Annotated in this window: 15 protein-coding genes and 1 riboswitch; of the genes, 4 read left to right on the forward strand and 11 right to left on the reverse strand. The window is 71.0% G+C overall.

Annotated features, from left to right (window positions below; genetic code table 11):
• On the reverse strand, positions 1 to 432 hold a 432-nt coding region (locus AB0K21_RS30290; RefSeq protein WP_364155110.1), incomplete at its 3' end, for a hypothetical protein.
• A gap of 213 nt (positions 433 to 645) precedes the next feature.
• Between AB0K21_RS30290 and AB0K21_RS30295 the strand changes: the two genes are divergently transcribed.
• Together AB0K21_RS30295 and AB0K21_RS30300 are read left to right on the forward strand one after the other, a co-directional pair.
• Positions 646 to 1,233 carry a TetR/AcrR family transcriptional regulator C-terminal domain-containing protein gene (locus AB0K21_RS30295; RefSeq protein WP_343978350.1) on the forward strand — a complete coding sequence of 196 codons (588 nt, stop codon included), beginning with the start codon at positions 646 to 648 and terminating at the stop codon, positions 1,231 to 1,233.
• A 404-nt stretch (positions 1,234 to 1,637) separates the two neighbouring features.
• Complete coding sequence (locus tag AB0K21_RS30300) at positions 1,638 to 1,829, forward strand: DUF5999 family protein (protein WP_030915037.1); 192 nt, start codon at positions 1,638 to 1,640, stop codon at positions 1,827 to 1,829.
• A gap of 17 nt (positions 1,830 to 1,846) precedes the next feature.
• On the opposite strand, the gene AB0K21_RS30305 is transcribed toward AB0K21_RS30300, so the two are convergent.
• Complete coding sequence (locus tag AB0K21_RS30305) at positions 1,847 to 2,479, reverse strand: alpha/beta family hydrolase (protein WP_364155143.1); 633 nt, start codon at positions 2,477 to 2,479, stop codon at positions 1,847 to 1,849.
• Between the two features lie 104 nt (positions 2,480 to 2,583).
• On the opposite strand from AB0K21_RS30305, the gene AB0K21_RS30310 reads away from it, so the two are divergent.
• Complete coding sequence (locus AB0K21_RS30310; RefSeq protein WP_343978355.1) at positions 2,584 to 2,898, forward strand: hypothetical protein; 315 nt, start codon at positions 2,584 to 2,586, stop codon at positions 2,896 to 2,898.
• Positions 2,899 to 2,997: 99 nt separating this feature from the next.
• Here AB0K21_RS30310 and AB0K21_RS30315 read toward each other — a convergent pair whose 3' ends face one another.
• The 9 genes from AB0K21_RS30315 to AB0K21_RS30355 all read right to left on the reverse strand — a co-directional run bounded on the left by AB0K21_RS30315 (position 2,998) and on the right by AB0K21_RS30355 (position 13,546).
• Positions 2,998 to 3,780: a hypothetical protein gene (locus AB0K21_RS30315; RefSeq protein ID WP_343978359.1), complete on the reverse strand. Its 783-nt coding sequence runs from the start codon at positions 3,778 to 3,780 to the stop codon at positions 2,998 to 3,000.
• Between the two features lie 115 nt (positions 3,781 to 3,895).
• A complete protein-coding gene (gene gcvP, locus AB0K21_RS30320) occupies positions 3,896 to 6,751 on the reverse strand; it encodes an aminomethyl-transferring glycine dehydrogenase (RefSeq protein ID WP_343978362.1) in 2,856 nt (951 codons plus the stop codon).
• A gap of 182 nt (positions 6,752 to 6,933) precedes the next feature.
• A riboswitch (glycine riboswitch) is annotated at positions 6,934 to 7,026 on the reverse strand.
• A 15-nt stretch (positions 7,027 to 7,041) separates the two neighbouring features.
• Positions 7,042 to 7,662, reverse strand: a complete 621-nt coding sequence (locus AB0K21_RS30325) for a MerR family transcriptional regulator (RefSeq protein ID WP_343978365.1) — start codon at positions 7,660 to 7,662, stop codon at positions 7,042 to 7,044.
• Positions 7,663 to 7,806: 144 nt separating this feature from the next.
• Positions 7,807 to 8,277, reverse strand: a complete 471-nt coding sequence (locus tag AB0K21_RS30330) for a bifunctional nuclease family protein (protein ID WP_326639501.1) — start codon at positions 8,275 to 8,277, stop codon at positions 7,807 to 7,809.
• A 79-nt stretch (positions 8,278 to 8,356) separates the two neighbouring features.
• Positions 8,357 to 9,034, reverse strand: coding sequence for a MerR family transcriptional regulator (locus AB0K21_RS30335; protein ID WP_030915022.1), 678 nt, complete (start codon positions 9,032 to 9,034; stop codon positions 8,357 to 8,359).
• Positions 9,034 to 9,546: an FHA domain-containing protein gene (locus AB0K21_RS30340; RefSeq protein WP_343978377.1), complete on the reverse strand. Its 513-nt coding sequence runs from the start codon at positions 9,544 to 9,546 to the stop codon at positions 9,034 to 9,036. The genes AB0K21_RS30335 and AB0K21_RS30340 overlap by 1 nt, the downstream gene beginning before the upstream one ends.
• 227 nt (positions 9,547 to 9,773) lie before the next feature.
• Positions 9,774 to 12,275, reverse strand: a complete 2,502-nt coding sequence (locus tag AB0K21_RS30345) for a mannose-1-phosphate guanyltransferase (protein ID WP_364155115.1) — start codon at positions 12,273 to 12,275, stop codon at positions 9,774 to 9,776.
• Between the two features lie 3 nt (positions 12,276 to 12,278).
• A complete protein-coding gene (locus tag AB0K21_RS30350; RefSeq protein WP_343978383.1) occupies positions 12,279 to 12,875 on the reverse strand; it encodes a CDP-alcohol phosphatidyltransferase family protein in 597 nt (198 codons plus the stop codon).
• 251 nt (positions 12,876 to 13,126) lie between these two features.
• Positions 13,127 to 13,546, reverse strand: a complete 420-nt coding sequence (locus AB0K21_RS30355) for a hypothetical protein (protein ID WP_343978386.1) — start codon at positions 13,544 to 13,546, stop codon at positions 13,127 to 13,129.
• A gap of 217 nt (positions 13,547 to 13,763) precedes the next feature.
• On the opposite strand from AB0K21_RS30355, the gene AB0K21_RS30360 reads away from it, so the two are divergent.
• A complete protein-coding gene (locus AB0K21_RS30360) occupies positions 13,764 to 14,372 on the forward strand; it encodes an SAM-dependent methyltransferase (RefSeq protein ID WP_343978389.1) in 609 nt (202 codons plus the stop codon).
• The last annotated feature ends 6 nt before the right edge of the window (positions 14,373 to 14,378 follow it).

Here is a 14,378-nt window from a genome sequence, read left to right on the forward strand (position 1 = left end):
GCCGCCCCTCCCCCGCCCCCCCCGCCGGTCCCGGGGGGCGGCGGCGACCACCGGGCGCGGGACCCGGGGAATGCCGGTCAGCCGGTTCTGCTCGCGCAGGGTGCGCAGGCGGTTCACCTCGGCGGTCCACTCGGCACCCCGGGGGGTGGCCCTGCCCTTGCGACGGCGGATGCGGTCGTCGTACGACTTGATGCCGAACGTCGCACGCTGGTTGGCCTCGGCCGCGCGCAGAGCCTCGGTCAGCGCCCTGTCGAAGGCCAGCCCGGCGGCTCGCAGTTCCTGCACGGAAGCCAGGTCGGCCTGCGCCCGGCGCAGGTCGGCCTCGGCCGCGCGCGCCTTCTCCAGAAGCTCGGGGAAGCCCTTCCCGACCTCCTGGTCAGCGTGGTAGCGAACCTCCGCCTCCCGGCTCACGCTCGGTCGGAAAAACGCCATCTTCTGCCCTCTCTCACCGGTCGCCGGGTCGCCTCCGGCAGGTCACCGGTCGTAGCCTACGCCGTTCGTCCCCACCTCAGGTACTCGGGATCGGCCGTGCCGGGAGCCGGCTCCCGGTATCGGGCGCGCACGGAACGGCCGTGTGCGAAGCGGATCGATCTGTCCGGCGCGCCTTCCTTTACGCAGTAAGGTCACCGGTGACAGGATGCCCCCATGCCTGCCAAGCGACCACCCATCCCGCTCTCCAGGGAGCGCATCATCGACGCCGCCCTCCACATCGCCGACGGCCAGGGGCTCCGGCGCCTGACCATGCGACGGCTGGGCGACGCGCTCCAGGTGGAGGCGATGGCCATCTACCACCACCTGCCCCGCGGCAAGGACGCCCTCATGGACGCGCTGGCCGAGCATGTCACCACGGTCCACGTCGAGCCCGGCGAGAGCTGGCAGGAGAGCGCGAGGGCCTGGTGCCGGGCGAGCCGCGCCGCGCTCAGGGAGCACCCGGGGGTGCTGGCGCTGGCCCTGACCAAGCCCCCGAGAGGCCGGGCCGCGATCGCGATCAGGGAGCAGACCGACCAACTGGCCGACGCGGGGCTGGCCGACGCGGCGGGAGCGGTGCGGGCGCTGAGGGCCTACGTCTTCGGCGCGGTGGCGGTGGAGGTGCAGCAGTCGGGCTGGGCCGAGCCCTCCGGCGACGAGAACGAGCCGTGGCGCCCCCCCTCGCAGGGAGGCGGCAGCCCCGGGGCGGACACCGACTTCGAGTACGGGCTGGACGCGCTCCTGGCCGGCCTGGGCAGGCGGTAGCCGGTAAGCGGCGAAGGCCCGCATCGGCGCACGTCAGGAAGTTGTAATCGATCGTTTACCCGACTCGCGGCGTGTCGCCCTTGGCCGAATATCCTTATATGAGGCATGCTGTGTTATAGGTCACATCCCCCGATAAAGCCCTGACGGACTGGCCCTCTACCAGTTCGTAAACAGTCCTAACGGGCTATGTCGCCGAGGTGCGATCGATCGCACACTTGATCTGCTTGATGTGCGAGCCTCGCTCTATCAGGGCTCGCATGGCCATATGTCAACATTCAGATGCTCGTCCCCGTCATGCGTGGGAACGGAGACCCATCGGTGACGGTGCCCGCCGGATGCCCGATGCCCACCCCGTACCCGGTGTGACCCGGGCGAGCCGACACGAGAGATCCGGAGGCACGCCGATGTGCCCGCACGAGCCGTCCTGTCCGCCCGCCGAGGCGCTGGACCGCGAAGCCGCCCGCACCATGGCGGCCCACCCCGAGCAGGGCTGGAGCCTGCTCTGCAACGGTGTGGTGCTGTTCGAAGACACCGGCGAGCTCCTCCCCGACGGCGCCGTCATCGAGCCGCACCGGCCACTGGCCGGCGTCGCCTGACGGCACTCACACCGAACTCACACCGGGCCCGGCCGCATCCTCGCGTCGAGCCATTCGGCGACCACCTCGCCCACCCTGGCAGGGTCCTTCCCGAGGTCGTGGCCCTGTCCCGGCAGCACGACCAGGCGCGCGGCATCCGCCGCTTCGGGCACGCCGAACGGGTCCCGGTCTCCGTTCACCACCAGCACGTCCACACCCGCCGCGCGCAGCTCCCCGGCGCGTGACCGCTCCGGCCTGCCCGGCGGGTGCAACGGAAAGGCCAGCGCGACGACCAGGCGGGCCCCGACCCGGCGGGCCGTACGGCAGGCGACCCTGGCCCCGTTACTCCTCCCGCCCTGCGCGAGCGGCAGCCCCGGGTAGCGCTCGTGCAGGACGGCCACCAGCGTCTCCCACGCCTCGTCCTGTCTGGCCGCCGAACCCGGCGCCCGGGCACCGCGCATCCGGAACGGCTGGAGCACCCGTGCGACGGTCCCGCCGACCGCCGTCACGGCGTCCCGCACCGCCAGCAGGTCGGGGGCGTCCACTCCCCCGGCCGAGCCGTGGGTGAGCACCAGCAGGAAGCGCGGGGTGGCCACCTCGTCGATCTCCACCAGGGCCGGGCCGTGCGGGGTCGCGATCTCCAGAGGCGGGACGGTAGCCGGGCCGGACATGGGCTCGGAGATGGACACGGATCTCGTCCTAACGACTGATGCCCGTCGGCCGGGCGCGGGAGAACAATCGAAGAGTGCAGGACTACCAAGATATCCGCCAGGACATGCGCGCCACTCTCGAGGCCCGCCGTGATCTCGGCCCGGAGTACGAGACCGCCCTCATCGAGTCGTTCGTGTCACGCCTGGACGCGACCATCGCCCACCGGGTGCACGCCGAGATGCACGCCGCCGGGGCGCGCGGGGCGCGCAAGGCCGGGAACCCCTCGATCCCGATCGCGCTCGGCTCGATGGGCTTCGGCATCCCGCTGACCGCCATCGCGGCGGCCGAGGCGGGCAGCGCCGGACTGCTGCTGGCCTGGGGCGGCATCGTCGCGATCAACGTCGCCCACGCCCTGAGCCGCCGGCGGGAACGCGACTGACCGTTCCGGACCGCCCGCCGGACCCCGCCCCGGGGTCCGGGCCCAGCCGTCCCAGGGGTCCCAGGGGTCAGGCGCCACGGGATTCGGACGTCGCGCGACTCAGACGTCGCGGCCCCGGCGGAGGCGGACCTCACCGGCGAGGTCGGCGTCGGCACTGTCGAGGCCGTAGCGCCAGACGCGCTCGGCGTCCTCGCCGCGTCCTCTGAGCGGGAGCGTGCGGGCCAGGAGCTCGATGGCCAGCGCGCCGGTCTCGACATCGCCGCCCTCCTCGATCGCACCGGAGAACTCGGCGCACGCCAGCTCCAGGTGGGCGATGCCGAGCATCACCCGCAGCCTCGGCACCTCGGCCGCGTCCGGCACCGAGAGCGCCTCCAGCAGCACCTGGGCGGCCTCCCCCGGCTCGCCCTCCTCGATGAGCGCCTCCGCCAGCCGCTGAGCGGCACGAGGAGCGACCTCCGGGTCTCCGGTGGCCAACGCCTCACGCAGCGACCGTTCGGCCTCCTCCGCGCCCGTGGCGAGTCTGGCGAGGGCCATGTGCGCCGACGGGACGTAGGCGGGGTGGCCGACGCCCAGCGCGGCCTGCCAGGCGGCGCGGGCCTGGTCGGCCATCCCCTCCCGCTCGAAGCTCCCCGCGAGCAGGCAGGCGGCCTGGGCGGCGAACTCCGGGTGCCCTGTCGCCAGCGCGGTGCGCGCGGCCGCGCGGGAACCCGGCACGTCTCCGCGCTCCTGGAGCACCACGGCGAGACCCACCGCCGCCTGTGCCCGATCGGGCTCGTCGGGGTCGGCGGCCAGCTCCGCGAAGATCACGGCGGCGCCGTCGAGGTCGCCGGACTCGGCCAGTCTTCGCGCGGTGTCCAAGGGACGGGTGTCCACCTCAGGCATGCAGGGTCCTTCCCGGATACGGAGACGCCCCGAGCCTAACGACTCGGGGCGCCGTCCGTCCTCCCGCATTCCCTACGGATACGCGGTTCTCGCGAGATGCGGGCCGCGGCGAGGATCAGTCTTCGTACGCCTCCAGGGGCGGGCAGGAGCACACCAGGTTGCGGTCGCCGTAGGCCTGGTCGATGCGGCGGACCGGCGACCAGTACTTGCCCTCGCGCAGCGAGGGCAACGGGTAGGCCGCCTCGGTGCGGGTGTAGGGGTGCCCCCACTCGTCGGCGACGAGGCTGCCGGCCGTGTGCGGGGCGTTGCGCAGCGGGTTGTCGACCCTGTCGTAGGCGCCGGAGGCGACCTTCTCGATCTCACCGCGAATCGCGATCATCGCCTCGCAGAACCGGTCGAGCTCGGCCAGGTCCTCGCTCTCGGTCGGCTCGATCATCAACGTGCCGGCCACCGGGAAGGACATGGTCGGGGCGTGGAAACCGTAGTCGACGAGGCGCTTGGCCACGTCGTCGACCGTCACGCCGGTCTCCTTGGTGATCTGGCGCAGATCGATGATGCACTCGTGGGCGACGAGGCCGCCGCGGCCGGTGTAGAGAACCGGGAAGTGGGGAGCGAGCCTGCGGGCCAGGTAGTTGGCCGACAGGATGGCCTGCTCGGTGGCCGCCTTCAGCCCGTCGGCGCCCATCATCCGGATGTAGGCCCAGGAGATGGGCAGGATGCCGGCGGAGCCGTACGGTGCGGCCGAGACCGGGCCGACCGCCGAGCCGCCGCGCAGCGGGTGGCCTGGCAGGTAGTCGGCCAGGTGGGCGCGGACCGCGACCGGGCCGACACCGGGGCCGCCGCCGCCGTGCGGGATGCAGAAGGTCTTGTGCAGGTTGAGGTGGGAGACGTCCGCCCCGAACTCGCCCGGCCTGGCCAGGCCGACCAGAGCGTTGAGGTTCGCGCCGTCGACGTAGACCTGCCCACCGGCCTCGTGTACCAGCTCGCAGACATCGACGATCGTCTCCTCGTACACGCCGTGCGTGGACGGGTAGGTCACCATGATCGCGGCAAGCCGGTCGCGGTGCTTTTCGATCTTCGCGACGAGGTCGTCGAGGTCCACGTTGCCGTTGTCGTCGCAGGCGACCACGGCGACGCGCATGCCGGCCATCACGGCGCTGGCGGCGTTGGTACCGTGCGCGGACGAGGGGATCAGGCAGACGTCACGATCCGACTCGCCACGCGCCGTATGGTAGGCGCGGATCGCCAGAAGGCCGGCGAACTCGCCCTGGGAGCCGGCGTTCGGCTGGATCGACACCGCGTCATAACCGGTGACCTCGGCCAGCCAGCGCTCCAGCTCCCCGACCAGCTCGGCGTAGCCCGCCGCCTGGTCCTCCGGCGCGTACGGGTGCAGCCCGGCGAACTCCGGCCAGGTGATCGGCTCCATCTCGGTGGTCGCGTTGAGCTTCATGGTGCAGGAGCCCAGCGGGATCATCGACCGGTCCAGCGCGACGTCCTTGTCCTGGAGCCTGCGCAGATAGCGCAGCATGGCCGTCTCGGAGCGGTGGCTGTGGAAGACCGGGTGGGTGAGGTAGTCGCTGACCCGCGCCAGCGCGCCGGGCAGCGCGTCGTGCGCGGCGGCGTCCAGGTCGGCCAGCACGGTGCCGCTGACCTCGAAGGCGGCCAGGACCTGCTCCAGATGGAGCACCTCGGTCCTCTCGTCGCAGGTGACGCCCACGTGGTCGGCGTCGACCAGGCGCAGGTTGACGCCGTTCTCCCGGGCCGCGGCGACGACTTCGGCGGCGCGCCCGGGCACCCGGGCGAGCACGGTGTCGAAGAAGGTGTCGTGGACCACCTCGACGCCGCCCTGGCGCAGCCCCTCGGCGAGCACGACGGCGTGCCGGTGGACGCGGCGGCCGATCCTGCGCAGCCCCTCGGGGCCGTGGTAGACGGCGTACATGCCGGCGATCACGGCGAGCAGCACCTGCGCGGTGCAGATGTTGCTGGTGGCCTTCTCGCGGCGGATGTGCTGCTCACGGGTCTGGAGCGCGAGCCGGTAGGCGGGACGTCCCTCGACGTCCTGGGAGACGCCGACCAGGCGGCCGGGCAGCTGGCGCTGGAGGCCGTCACGGACCGCCATGTAGGCGGCGTGCGGACCGCCGAAGCCGAGGGGGACGCCGAAGCGCTGCGAGGAGCCGATCGCGATGTCGGCGCCGAGCTCGCCCGGCGCGGCCAGGAGGGTGAGGGCGAGCAGGTCCGCGGCGGCGACCACCTGGGCACCGCGCGCGTGGGCGGCGTCGGCGACGGCTCGGAAGTCGCGGATCCTGCCGCTGGCGCCGGGGTACTGCACGAGCACGCCGAAGCAGTCGGGAAGCTCCCCGGTGAGGTCGCTCTCGACCAGCTCGATGCCGAGCGGCTCGGCACGGGTGCGCAACACCGCCTTGGTCTGCGGCAGCGCGTCGGCGTCGACCACGAACACCTTCGACGGGGTGCGGCCCGCGCGGCGGGCCAGGGTCATCGCCTCGGCCGCGGCGGTGGCCTCGTCCAGCAGGGAGGCCCCCGCGACGTCGAGGGCGGTCAGGTCGGAGACGACGGTCTGGAAGTTGATCAGGGCCTCCAGCCGGCCCTGGGAGATCTCCGGCTGGTAGGGCGTGTAGGCGGTGTACCAGCCCGGATTCTCCAGGAGGTTGCGGCGGATGACGCCCGGGGTGATCGTGTCGTGGTAGCCCAGGCCGATCATCGAGGTGAGCAGCGTGTTGCGCCCGGCGAGGACTCGCAGCTCGGCGAGGGTCTCGGACTCTCCTGCCGCCGGGGGCAGACCCAGCCGGGCGAAGGAGCGGATCGCCTCGGGCACGGCCACCGCGACCAGGTCGGCGACGGAGGCGAATCCGACCGCCTCCAGCATGCGGGTCTGGTCGGCGTCGTCGGGCCCGATGTGACGGGTCGCGAACGGCGGGGGAGCGAGTTCGCTGAGCGATGACAGATCGGTCATGAGAAGCCTCTCGGGCGGGGTGGAGACCGGTGCTGGGCGCGGGCGTATGCCGGCTCTCCCCCTCTGTCATCACGACTGTCATCACGACGTGGTCGCTACCTGAGAGCTTCACCTGCCCTTGCCGGGAGGCTTGCACCGTCGGTGAGACGCGCCTGGCGGGCGCGCCTGCTTTCCAGAGTTGCCTCGTCCGTGCGGTACAGGGTGCCTGAGAGATTCCGGGGAGGTTGCTCCTTCGGCGCCCCGATCGCGGTCGGGGTCTCTCCCGCACAGGGTCAGCGGCAAGTCCGAGTTTACCCGGTTCGTCGCGCTCGGCGGCGACGGGCCAACTCATCGGCCTGATGATCGCCTAAAGGGCCCCCGCCCGACTCCGCGCGTTCGCCGGGAAGATCCGCGAGGGAGCCCTCCACCTCCTGCCACACCCGTCCCAGCGCGATACCGAAGACTCCCTGGCCACCCTGGAGCAGGTCGATGACCTCGTCGGGCGAGGTGCACTCGTAGACGCTCACCCCGTCGCTCATCAGAGTGATCTGGGCCAGGTCGTTGACGCCCCGCTCCCGCAGGTGCTGCACGGCGATGCGGATCTGCTGGAGGGAGACGCCGGTGTCGAGGAGGCGCTTGACAACCTTGAGGACCAGAATGTCACGGAAGCCGTACAGCCGCTGGGAGCCGGAGCCGTGGGCGGCTCTCACGGTGGGCTCGACCAGGCCGGTCCGCGCCCAGTAGTCGAGTTGCCGGTAGGTGATTCCTGCCGCCGAACAGGCCGTCGGCCCCCTGTAGCCGATGTCGGCGGGTACTTTCACCGGTTCCCCGTCGAACAGCAGACCCTCTTCACCCGCGCGCTGACGTGCCGACTGGCGCCGTTCCGGGTCATCCTGGTCGGCGTTTCTACCCTCGCCGCTGCTGACCGCCACGCGGACCTCCGGCTTTCTCTCATCCCACGGCCTGATCTGGGGGTTTACGCACGACCGCAGGTTTCACTTGCACCGTAGGACTGGGGCCAAGTCCAGTCAACGACCCCACCCGGCGCGTCGTGAAGCGTAAATGCACCGAAATTCCTACCCCGCGCGGCCGAAGTCCTCAGGCGTGATCGTGTCAAGGAACTCCCTGAACTTCTCCACCTCGTCCTCCTGGTCGTCAGGGATGATCACCCCTGCCTCCCGTACCACATCCTCACTCGCGAAGATACGTGCGCCGGTGCGAAGTGCCAAGGCGATCGAGTCGGAAGGACGCGCGCTCACCTCGACCCCGTTGGAGAACACGAGATCCGCGAAGAAGATGCCGTCGCGTAAAGCGACGATGTTGACAGTGCTCAACCTGACTCCGAGCCCCTCGAGCACGTCCCGGAACAGGTCATGGGTAAGTGGCCGGGGTGGTGGTTCCTCGGCCTGGGCCATGGCGATCGCCGTGGCTTCCGTCATGCCGATCCAGATAGGTAGGTAACGCTCCCCATGCGTCTCTTTCAGCAAGACGATCGGCTGGTTGGAGGGCATTTCAACTCGAACGCCCACGACCTCCATCTGCAACACGGGCTGCTCCGTCTTCGCTGGATTCCGACCGGTTTGTTCAACGTAACACTCGTGGGGGTACGAGTGCCTGGTCAGGCTCTCACCGGCCCAGTGCCCCACGGACTCCGGAACGCAGCAACGAGGCGTGCAATTCCAGCAGGAGACCGGAGATCTCCCTCGCCGTCTCGTCCGCCTGGTCGATCGCGCCGGGGCCGCGACGGCGCAGCAGCGGGGCGACGGCCTGTTCCACCAGTCCCGCCTCGCGTTCCGCGGCGGCCTTGACCGCCCGCAGGTGGCGGGCGCGCAGGCCGAAGGCGGCCAGGGCGCCCACACTGCGGGCCACGACCAGTGCCTCGGCGTCGTAGTAGCGGGCCACGGCGGCCAGCAGACCGTAGTCCTCCAGCTCCGTGAGGGTCTCCTCGTCGAGCTCGGCGGCGGCGAGGAACTCCTCGCGGGTGAGACGGACCTCGGGGGGCGCGTCGTCGGGGACGGCCCGCGGCCGGGCCGCCGGGCGCTCCTCGCGGTCGGCCGCCTCCAGATGATCCTTGATCACGCGCAGCGGCAGGTAGCGATCACGCTGCTCGCTGAGGATGTAGCGGAGCCGCTCGACGTCGGCGTAGGTGAACTTGCGATAACCGGAGGGACTGCGCTCCGGCTCGATCAGCCCCTCGCCCTCCAGGAAGCGAATCTTGGAGATGCTGACATCGGGGAACTCGCCCTGCAGGAGAGCGAGCACCTCCCCGATGCTCATGTGCGCACGAGCGGCCTGCGAGCTCATCATCCTCCAGCGGCGCCGCGGGTGAGGAAGACGAGGCGGAACTTGCCGATCTGCACCTCGTCCCCGCCGTACAGCGGGACCTCCTCGATGCGCTCACGATTGACGTACGTGCCGTTCAGGCTACCGACGTCGCGGACCGTGAAGACACCGCCGCCGCGCCGGTAGAACTCCACGTGACGGCGCGAGACCGTGATGTCGTCGAGGAAGATGTCGCTCTCGGGGTGGCGGCCCACCGTGGTGAGGTCGCTGTCGAGCAGGAACCGGCTGCCGGCGTTGGGGCCGCGCATCGCGACCAGCAACGCGGTGCCGGCGGGCAACTGCTCGACGGCCTGCCGCTCGGCGAGAAGCGTCTCACCGGTCTCCGCCTCGTAGGCCTCGATCCCGGAGAGGGAGATCGTCGATGTGCTGTCTCCGGGTGTGTCGGACCTGGTAAGCGGCGACCCGCATCGTGAACAGAAACGGGCATCCTCAGGATTGGCATGACCGCACTGCGTGCAGTAGACGCTCGGCATCGATCGGCTCGGCCTCCTACCGCGAAGACGCGGCAACTGTGCTCAGTGATGCGCGCCTCGCTTCTTCGCTTCTCAAGGGTTTTCTCAGACTGCGAATGCCGCAACATACAGTGATGAGGCGCGAAGGTCAAGGTTGACGCTGAACCGCGGGTACGGTCGGTGACAAAGTTACAGGGGACACTGCCCCTGGTCCATGGCGCCGCGCGGTATTTGTCGCGCGGGCCGCCTCAACCCCCGGCGGCCTCCTCCACCACCCGCGCCCAGCGCTCGATCAGGGTCTGGGCGGAGTCGACGTCGAACCCCTCGGCCCACAGGTGGGTCACCGCCTCGGTCGGGTCGGGCAGCACCAGGGTCCAGCTGCCGTCCTCCGAGACGACCCGCACCCCGTCGGTGGTGTCGATGCGGTGGTGCTCGGCGGCCTCGATGACCGAGCGCATCACCGCCCCCTTGGCCGCCCACGGAGTCGGCACGGTACGGCGCAGCAGCTTGGCCTCGGGTATCCTGGCGTCGATCTGGCTGAGCGAGAGCCGGGTCCTGGCCACCAGCCCGAGCAGGCGCAGGAACACCGCCAGACCGTCCACCGTGGGGCCGAACTCGGGCACGATGAAACCGCCGCGCCCGTCGGCCGCGAAGATCATCTCCGGACCCCTGGCGGCGGCGGTGAGCGCGTCGATCGCGGTGGACGTCCACTCGGCCTGGACCCCGTGGAACCTGCAGACCTGCTCTGCCACCCGGGTGGTGGTGACCGGCAGTGCCACCCTGCCGCCGCGGCGCTCGGCCGCGACCAGATCGAGCACCACCAGCAGGGCGCGCTCCTCACTGATCAGCTGGCCCATCTCGTCCACCAGCGCGACCCGCTCCCCCACCGGGTCGAAACGCACCCCGAAGGCCGCCCTGGAGGAGCTGACGAGCTCCGACAGGCGCTGCAGGTCGCGACGGCGCTCGGCGAGGGTCTCGGTGGGCGAGGCGTCGTCCAGCCGGTTGTTGACGGTCAGCACGTCCACCCCGACCCGGCCGAGCAGACTGGGCAGCACCAGCGAGGAGGTGCCTCCCGCGCAGTCGACCACGACCTTCATGTCGGCGTCGCGGACCCCGCTGATGTCGACCAGGCGGAGCAGCTCGTGCGTGTAGTCCTCCACCGCCCTGGCGGGGAAGCTCAGCTCGGCGATCTCACCGGGGAAGGCGCGGCGGAACTCCTGCCGGGAGAAGACCCGGTCCAGCTTGCGCTGGGCCGGCGGCGACAGGTCCGCGCCGTGCTCGTCCATGAAGACGATGTCGACGCTCTGCGGGTCGCCGGGGGTGGTGCGCAGCGCGATGCCGCCCACCGCGTTCTCCCTGGCGGTGTGGAAGCGCGCCACGGGGAGCGGGGACGCCTCCAGGTCGAGCACGTTGATCGCACTGGCGTTGAGGGCGCTGATCACGGCCCGCTTCAGCGCCCGCGCGGCGCGGGAGGAGTCGCGGGAGGTGATGACCGAGGCGCCCTTCTTCAGGGTGGTGGCGTAGGCGCTGGCGAGCCGCACGCACAGCTCGGGGGTGATCTCCACGTTGACCAGCCCGGAGACCCCCCGGGGGCCGAACAGGTTGCGCTGGGCGCGCGGCTCCCAGATGACGCTGTTGTTGATCACCGCCCCGGCCTCGATGGTCTTGAACGGGTAGATCTTGACGCCGGAGGAGATGTACGCCTCGGCCTCGATGATGCACTCGTCGCCGATGACGGCGCCCTCCTCGACCCTGGCCGCGGTCATCAGGTCGGTGTTCTTGCCGATCACGCAGCCGCGCAGGTGGGCGCTGGGCCCGATGTAGACGTTGTCGTGGACGACCGCGCGGTGCAGGAAGGCCCCCTCCCTGACCACCGCGTTGCTGCCCAGCACGGTGTACTCGCGCAGCTCGGCCCCCGCCTCGACCTTGGCGTAGTCGCCGACGTAGAGCGGGCCCTTGAGGATGGCGTCGGTGTCGACCGAGGCTCCCTCGGCCACCCAGACGCCCGGCGAGACCTCGAAGGCGTCGATGTCGACCCTGACCCGGCCCGACAGGACGTCGGCCTGGGCCTTGAGGTAGCTCTCGTGGGTGCCGACGTCCTCCCAGTAGCCGTCGGCCACGTAGCCGTACAGCGGGGCTCCGCGCTCCAGCAGCCGGGGGAACACGTCTCCCGACCAGTCGACGGACTCCCCCGCCGCGATCTCGTCGAGGACCTCGGGCTCCATCACGTAGATGCCGGTGTTGACGGTGTCGGAGAAGACCTGGCCCCAGGTGGGCTTCTCCAGGAAGCGCTCCACCCGCCCGTGATCGTCGACGATGACGATGCCGAACTCCAGCGGGTTGGGAACGCGCTTGAGCCCGATCGTGACCATCGCGCCGTTCTCGCGATGGAAGCGGATCATGTCCGTCAGGTCGATGTCCGTCAGCGCGTCGCCGGAGATGACCAGGAAGCGGTCGTCGCGCAGCCGGTCCGCGGCGTTCTTGACGCTGCCCGCGGTGCCGAGCGGCGTGTCCTCGGTGGCGTAGTGCAGGCTCATGCCGAGCTCGTCGCCGTCGCCGAAGTAGTTGCGGACCAGGGCCGCCAGGAACTGCACGGTGACCACCGTCTCGGTGAAACCGTGCCGTTTCAGGAGGCGCAGCACGTGCTCCATGATCGGCCGATTGATCACGGGCAGGAGAGGCTTGGGCTGGTTCGCGGTCATCGGCCGGAGCCGTGTCCCCTCCCCGCCCGCCATGACGACGGCCTTCACAGATCACCTCTTAAGGCGTTTGGCCTCGCTTGTCAGCTGACGCACCTGTACCCAATACAGCACTCCGGACCACCAGTACAGGCCTGTGCCCCAGATGGCCAGGGACCAGCCGACGATCCGGGCGGGATCGGCGTACCAGGCGTCGTGGTGGGCGAGGAAGAGCAGGGGGAAGGCGTAGAGGAGGTTGGCGGTGGCGGCCTTGCCGAGGAAGTGCACGGGCAGCGCCGGGCCGTAGCCGAGGCGGCGCAGGATGAGCGGGATGCCCAGCAGCATCACGTCGCGCAGCGGGACGGCCAGTGCCAGCCACCAGGGGATGATCTCGCGCATGGCGAGGCCGAACAGGGTGGCCAGGATGTAGAGCCGGTCGGCCAGCGGGTCGAGCAGGCGGCCGAGCCGGCTGGTCTGGTTCCAGGCGCGGGCGATCTTGCCGTCGAGCCAGTCGGAGAACCCCGCCAGCATCAGCAGCGCGACGGCCCAGCCGTCGGCCTTCGGGCCCAGCACCAGCCAGAGGAAGACCGGCACCCCCAGGAGCCTGGCCAGGCTCAACGCGTTGGGAACCGTCCAAATTCGATCTTCGGCTCCCGATGCTTCCGGATTCACCGGTCCGTCTCCCTCCCCCGTGCCTGATGCGACCCTACCCGTGCGGGGCTCACACGGGCCGTACGGCCGTCCGGCGAGGGCACGGGGCCGGACCGCCGGGCGCGCGACCAGGGGGCGCCCGGGGGCGCGACAGAGCCCGGGGCGGCGGCCGGAGGCGAGGTGGGAGGAGTGCGGGGAACCACGCCGCCGCGGCCGCGCGGCGGCGTGGTTCCGATCGGCGGCGTCATCCGATCCCGGAGACGCCGCCCGGATCAGGAGCGGCGCGCGGCGGCGCCCGGGGACCAGGCCCAGACGAGCACCGCGACGGTCATCCCGAACAGGGCCAGCCCGCTGGGGACGTGGGTGCCGAGCGCCTCCCAGCTGAAGTGCTGTGCCATGCCGACCAGGAAGAGGCCGACGCTGGCCAGCGCGGGCCAGCCGGCACCGCGTCCGGGGCGCCAGACCATGACGGCCACGACGATCTGCAGCAGTGCGATCAGGTGCACCACCATCCCGGCCAGCACGTGGGTCTCGGCCAGCGCCTCCCCGCCGTGCACCGCCTGGCCGGCGAACGAGGCGGCGGCGATGAGGCCGGCCGCCTGGGCGACGACCAGGATGCGCAGGCCGTACAGCAGGCCCGCGGGGACCGGGCGATTCCCCGCCGGCCTCAGTGGGGAGATGACCTCCTGCATGTGATGTGTCCTTAACCTTGGATGACTGGTTCGGAACACATCGTGGCCGCGGGGCGTCAGCCGATCGTCACCCTGGGGGCTGACCTCGCTGTCCACCTCTTGGCGGATTCTCCGTCCGGTGTGCGTTCACCGGCCGGGGGCGCCGCCTCGCACGCGACCGAAAATCGTACCGAAATGACGCGCGCGACGCCCCGGCGCACCCTTTACGCTTCACAGCATGACCAATGACACCACGCTCTTTCTTGGGCAGTGGATTCGCTCGCCGGGCACCGTCGGAGCGGTGGCGCCGAGCTCGCGGCGGCTCGCCGAGGCGGTGGCCTCGCCGGTCCCCCACCGGGGGGATCCGGTGATCGTCGAACTCGGCCCGGGCACCGGTGTGTTCACCGCGGAGATCCAGCGCAGGCTGGGGGGCCGGGGGCACCACATGGCCGTCGAGATCAACCCCAGGCTGGCCGATTTCCTCGCCGCCAGGAACCCCGGGGTGGACGTCGTGACCGATGACGCGGCGCGGCTGCCCCAACTGCTGCGGGAGCGCGGTCTCCCCAGGGCCGACGTGATCGTGAGCGGGCTCCCCTGGGCCTCGTTCTCCGAGGAGACACAGGGCCGCCTGCTGGACGCGGTCATCGCGATCATGGGTCCGCACACGGCCTTCACCACCTTCGCCTACAGTTTCGCCAAGCACCTTCCTCCCGCACGGCGTTTCAGGAAGCGCCTGGTCGACACCTTCGAGGAGGTCGTCGCGGGCCGCACGGTGTGGGGCAACGTACCGCCCGCCTTCGTCTACCACACGCGCAGGCCGCGCCTGGGTGCCGTCCAGCAGAACTGATCCCCG

The sequence above is a fragment of the Streptosporangium sp. NPDC049248 genome (genome assembly GCF_040678965.1).
Lineage (GTDB): Bacteria > Actinomycetota > Actinomycetes > Streptosporangiales > Streptosporangiaceae > Streptosporangium > Streptosporangium fukuiense.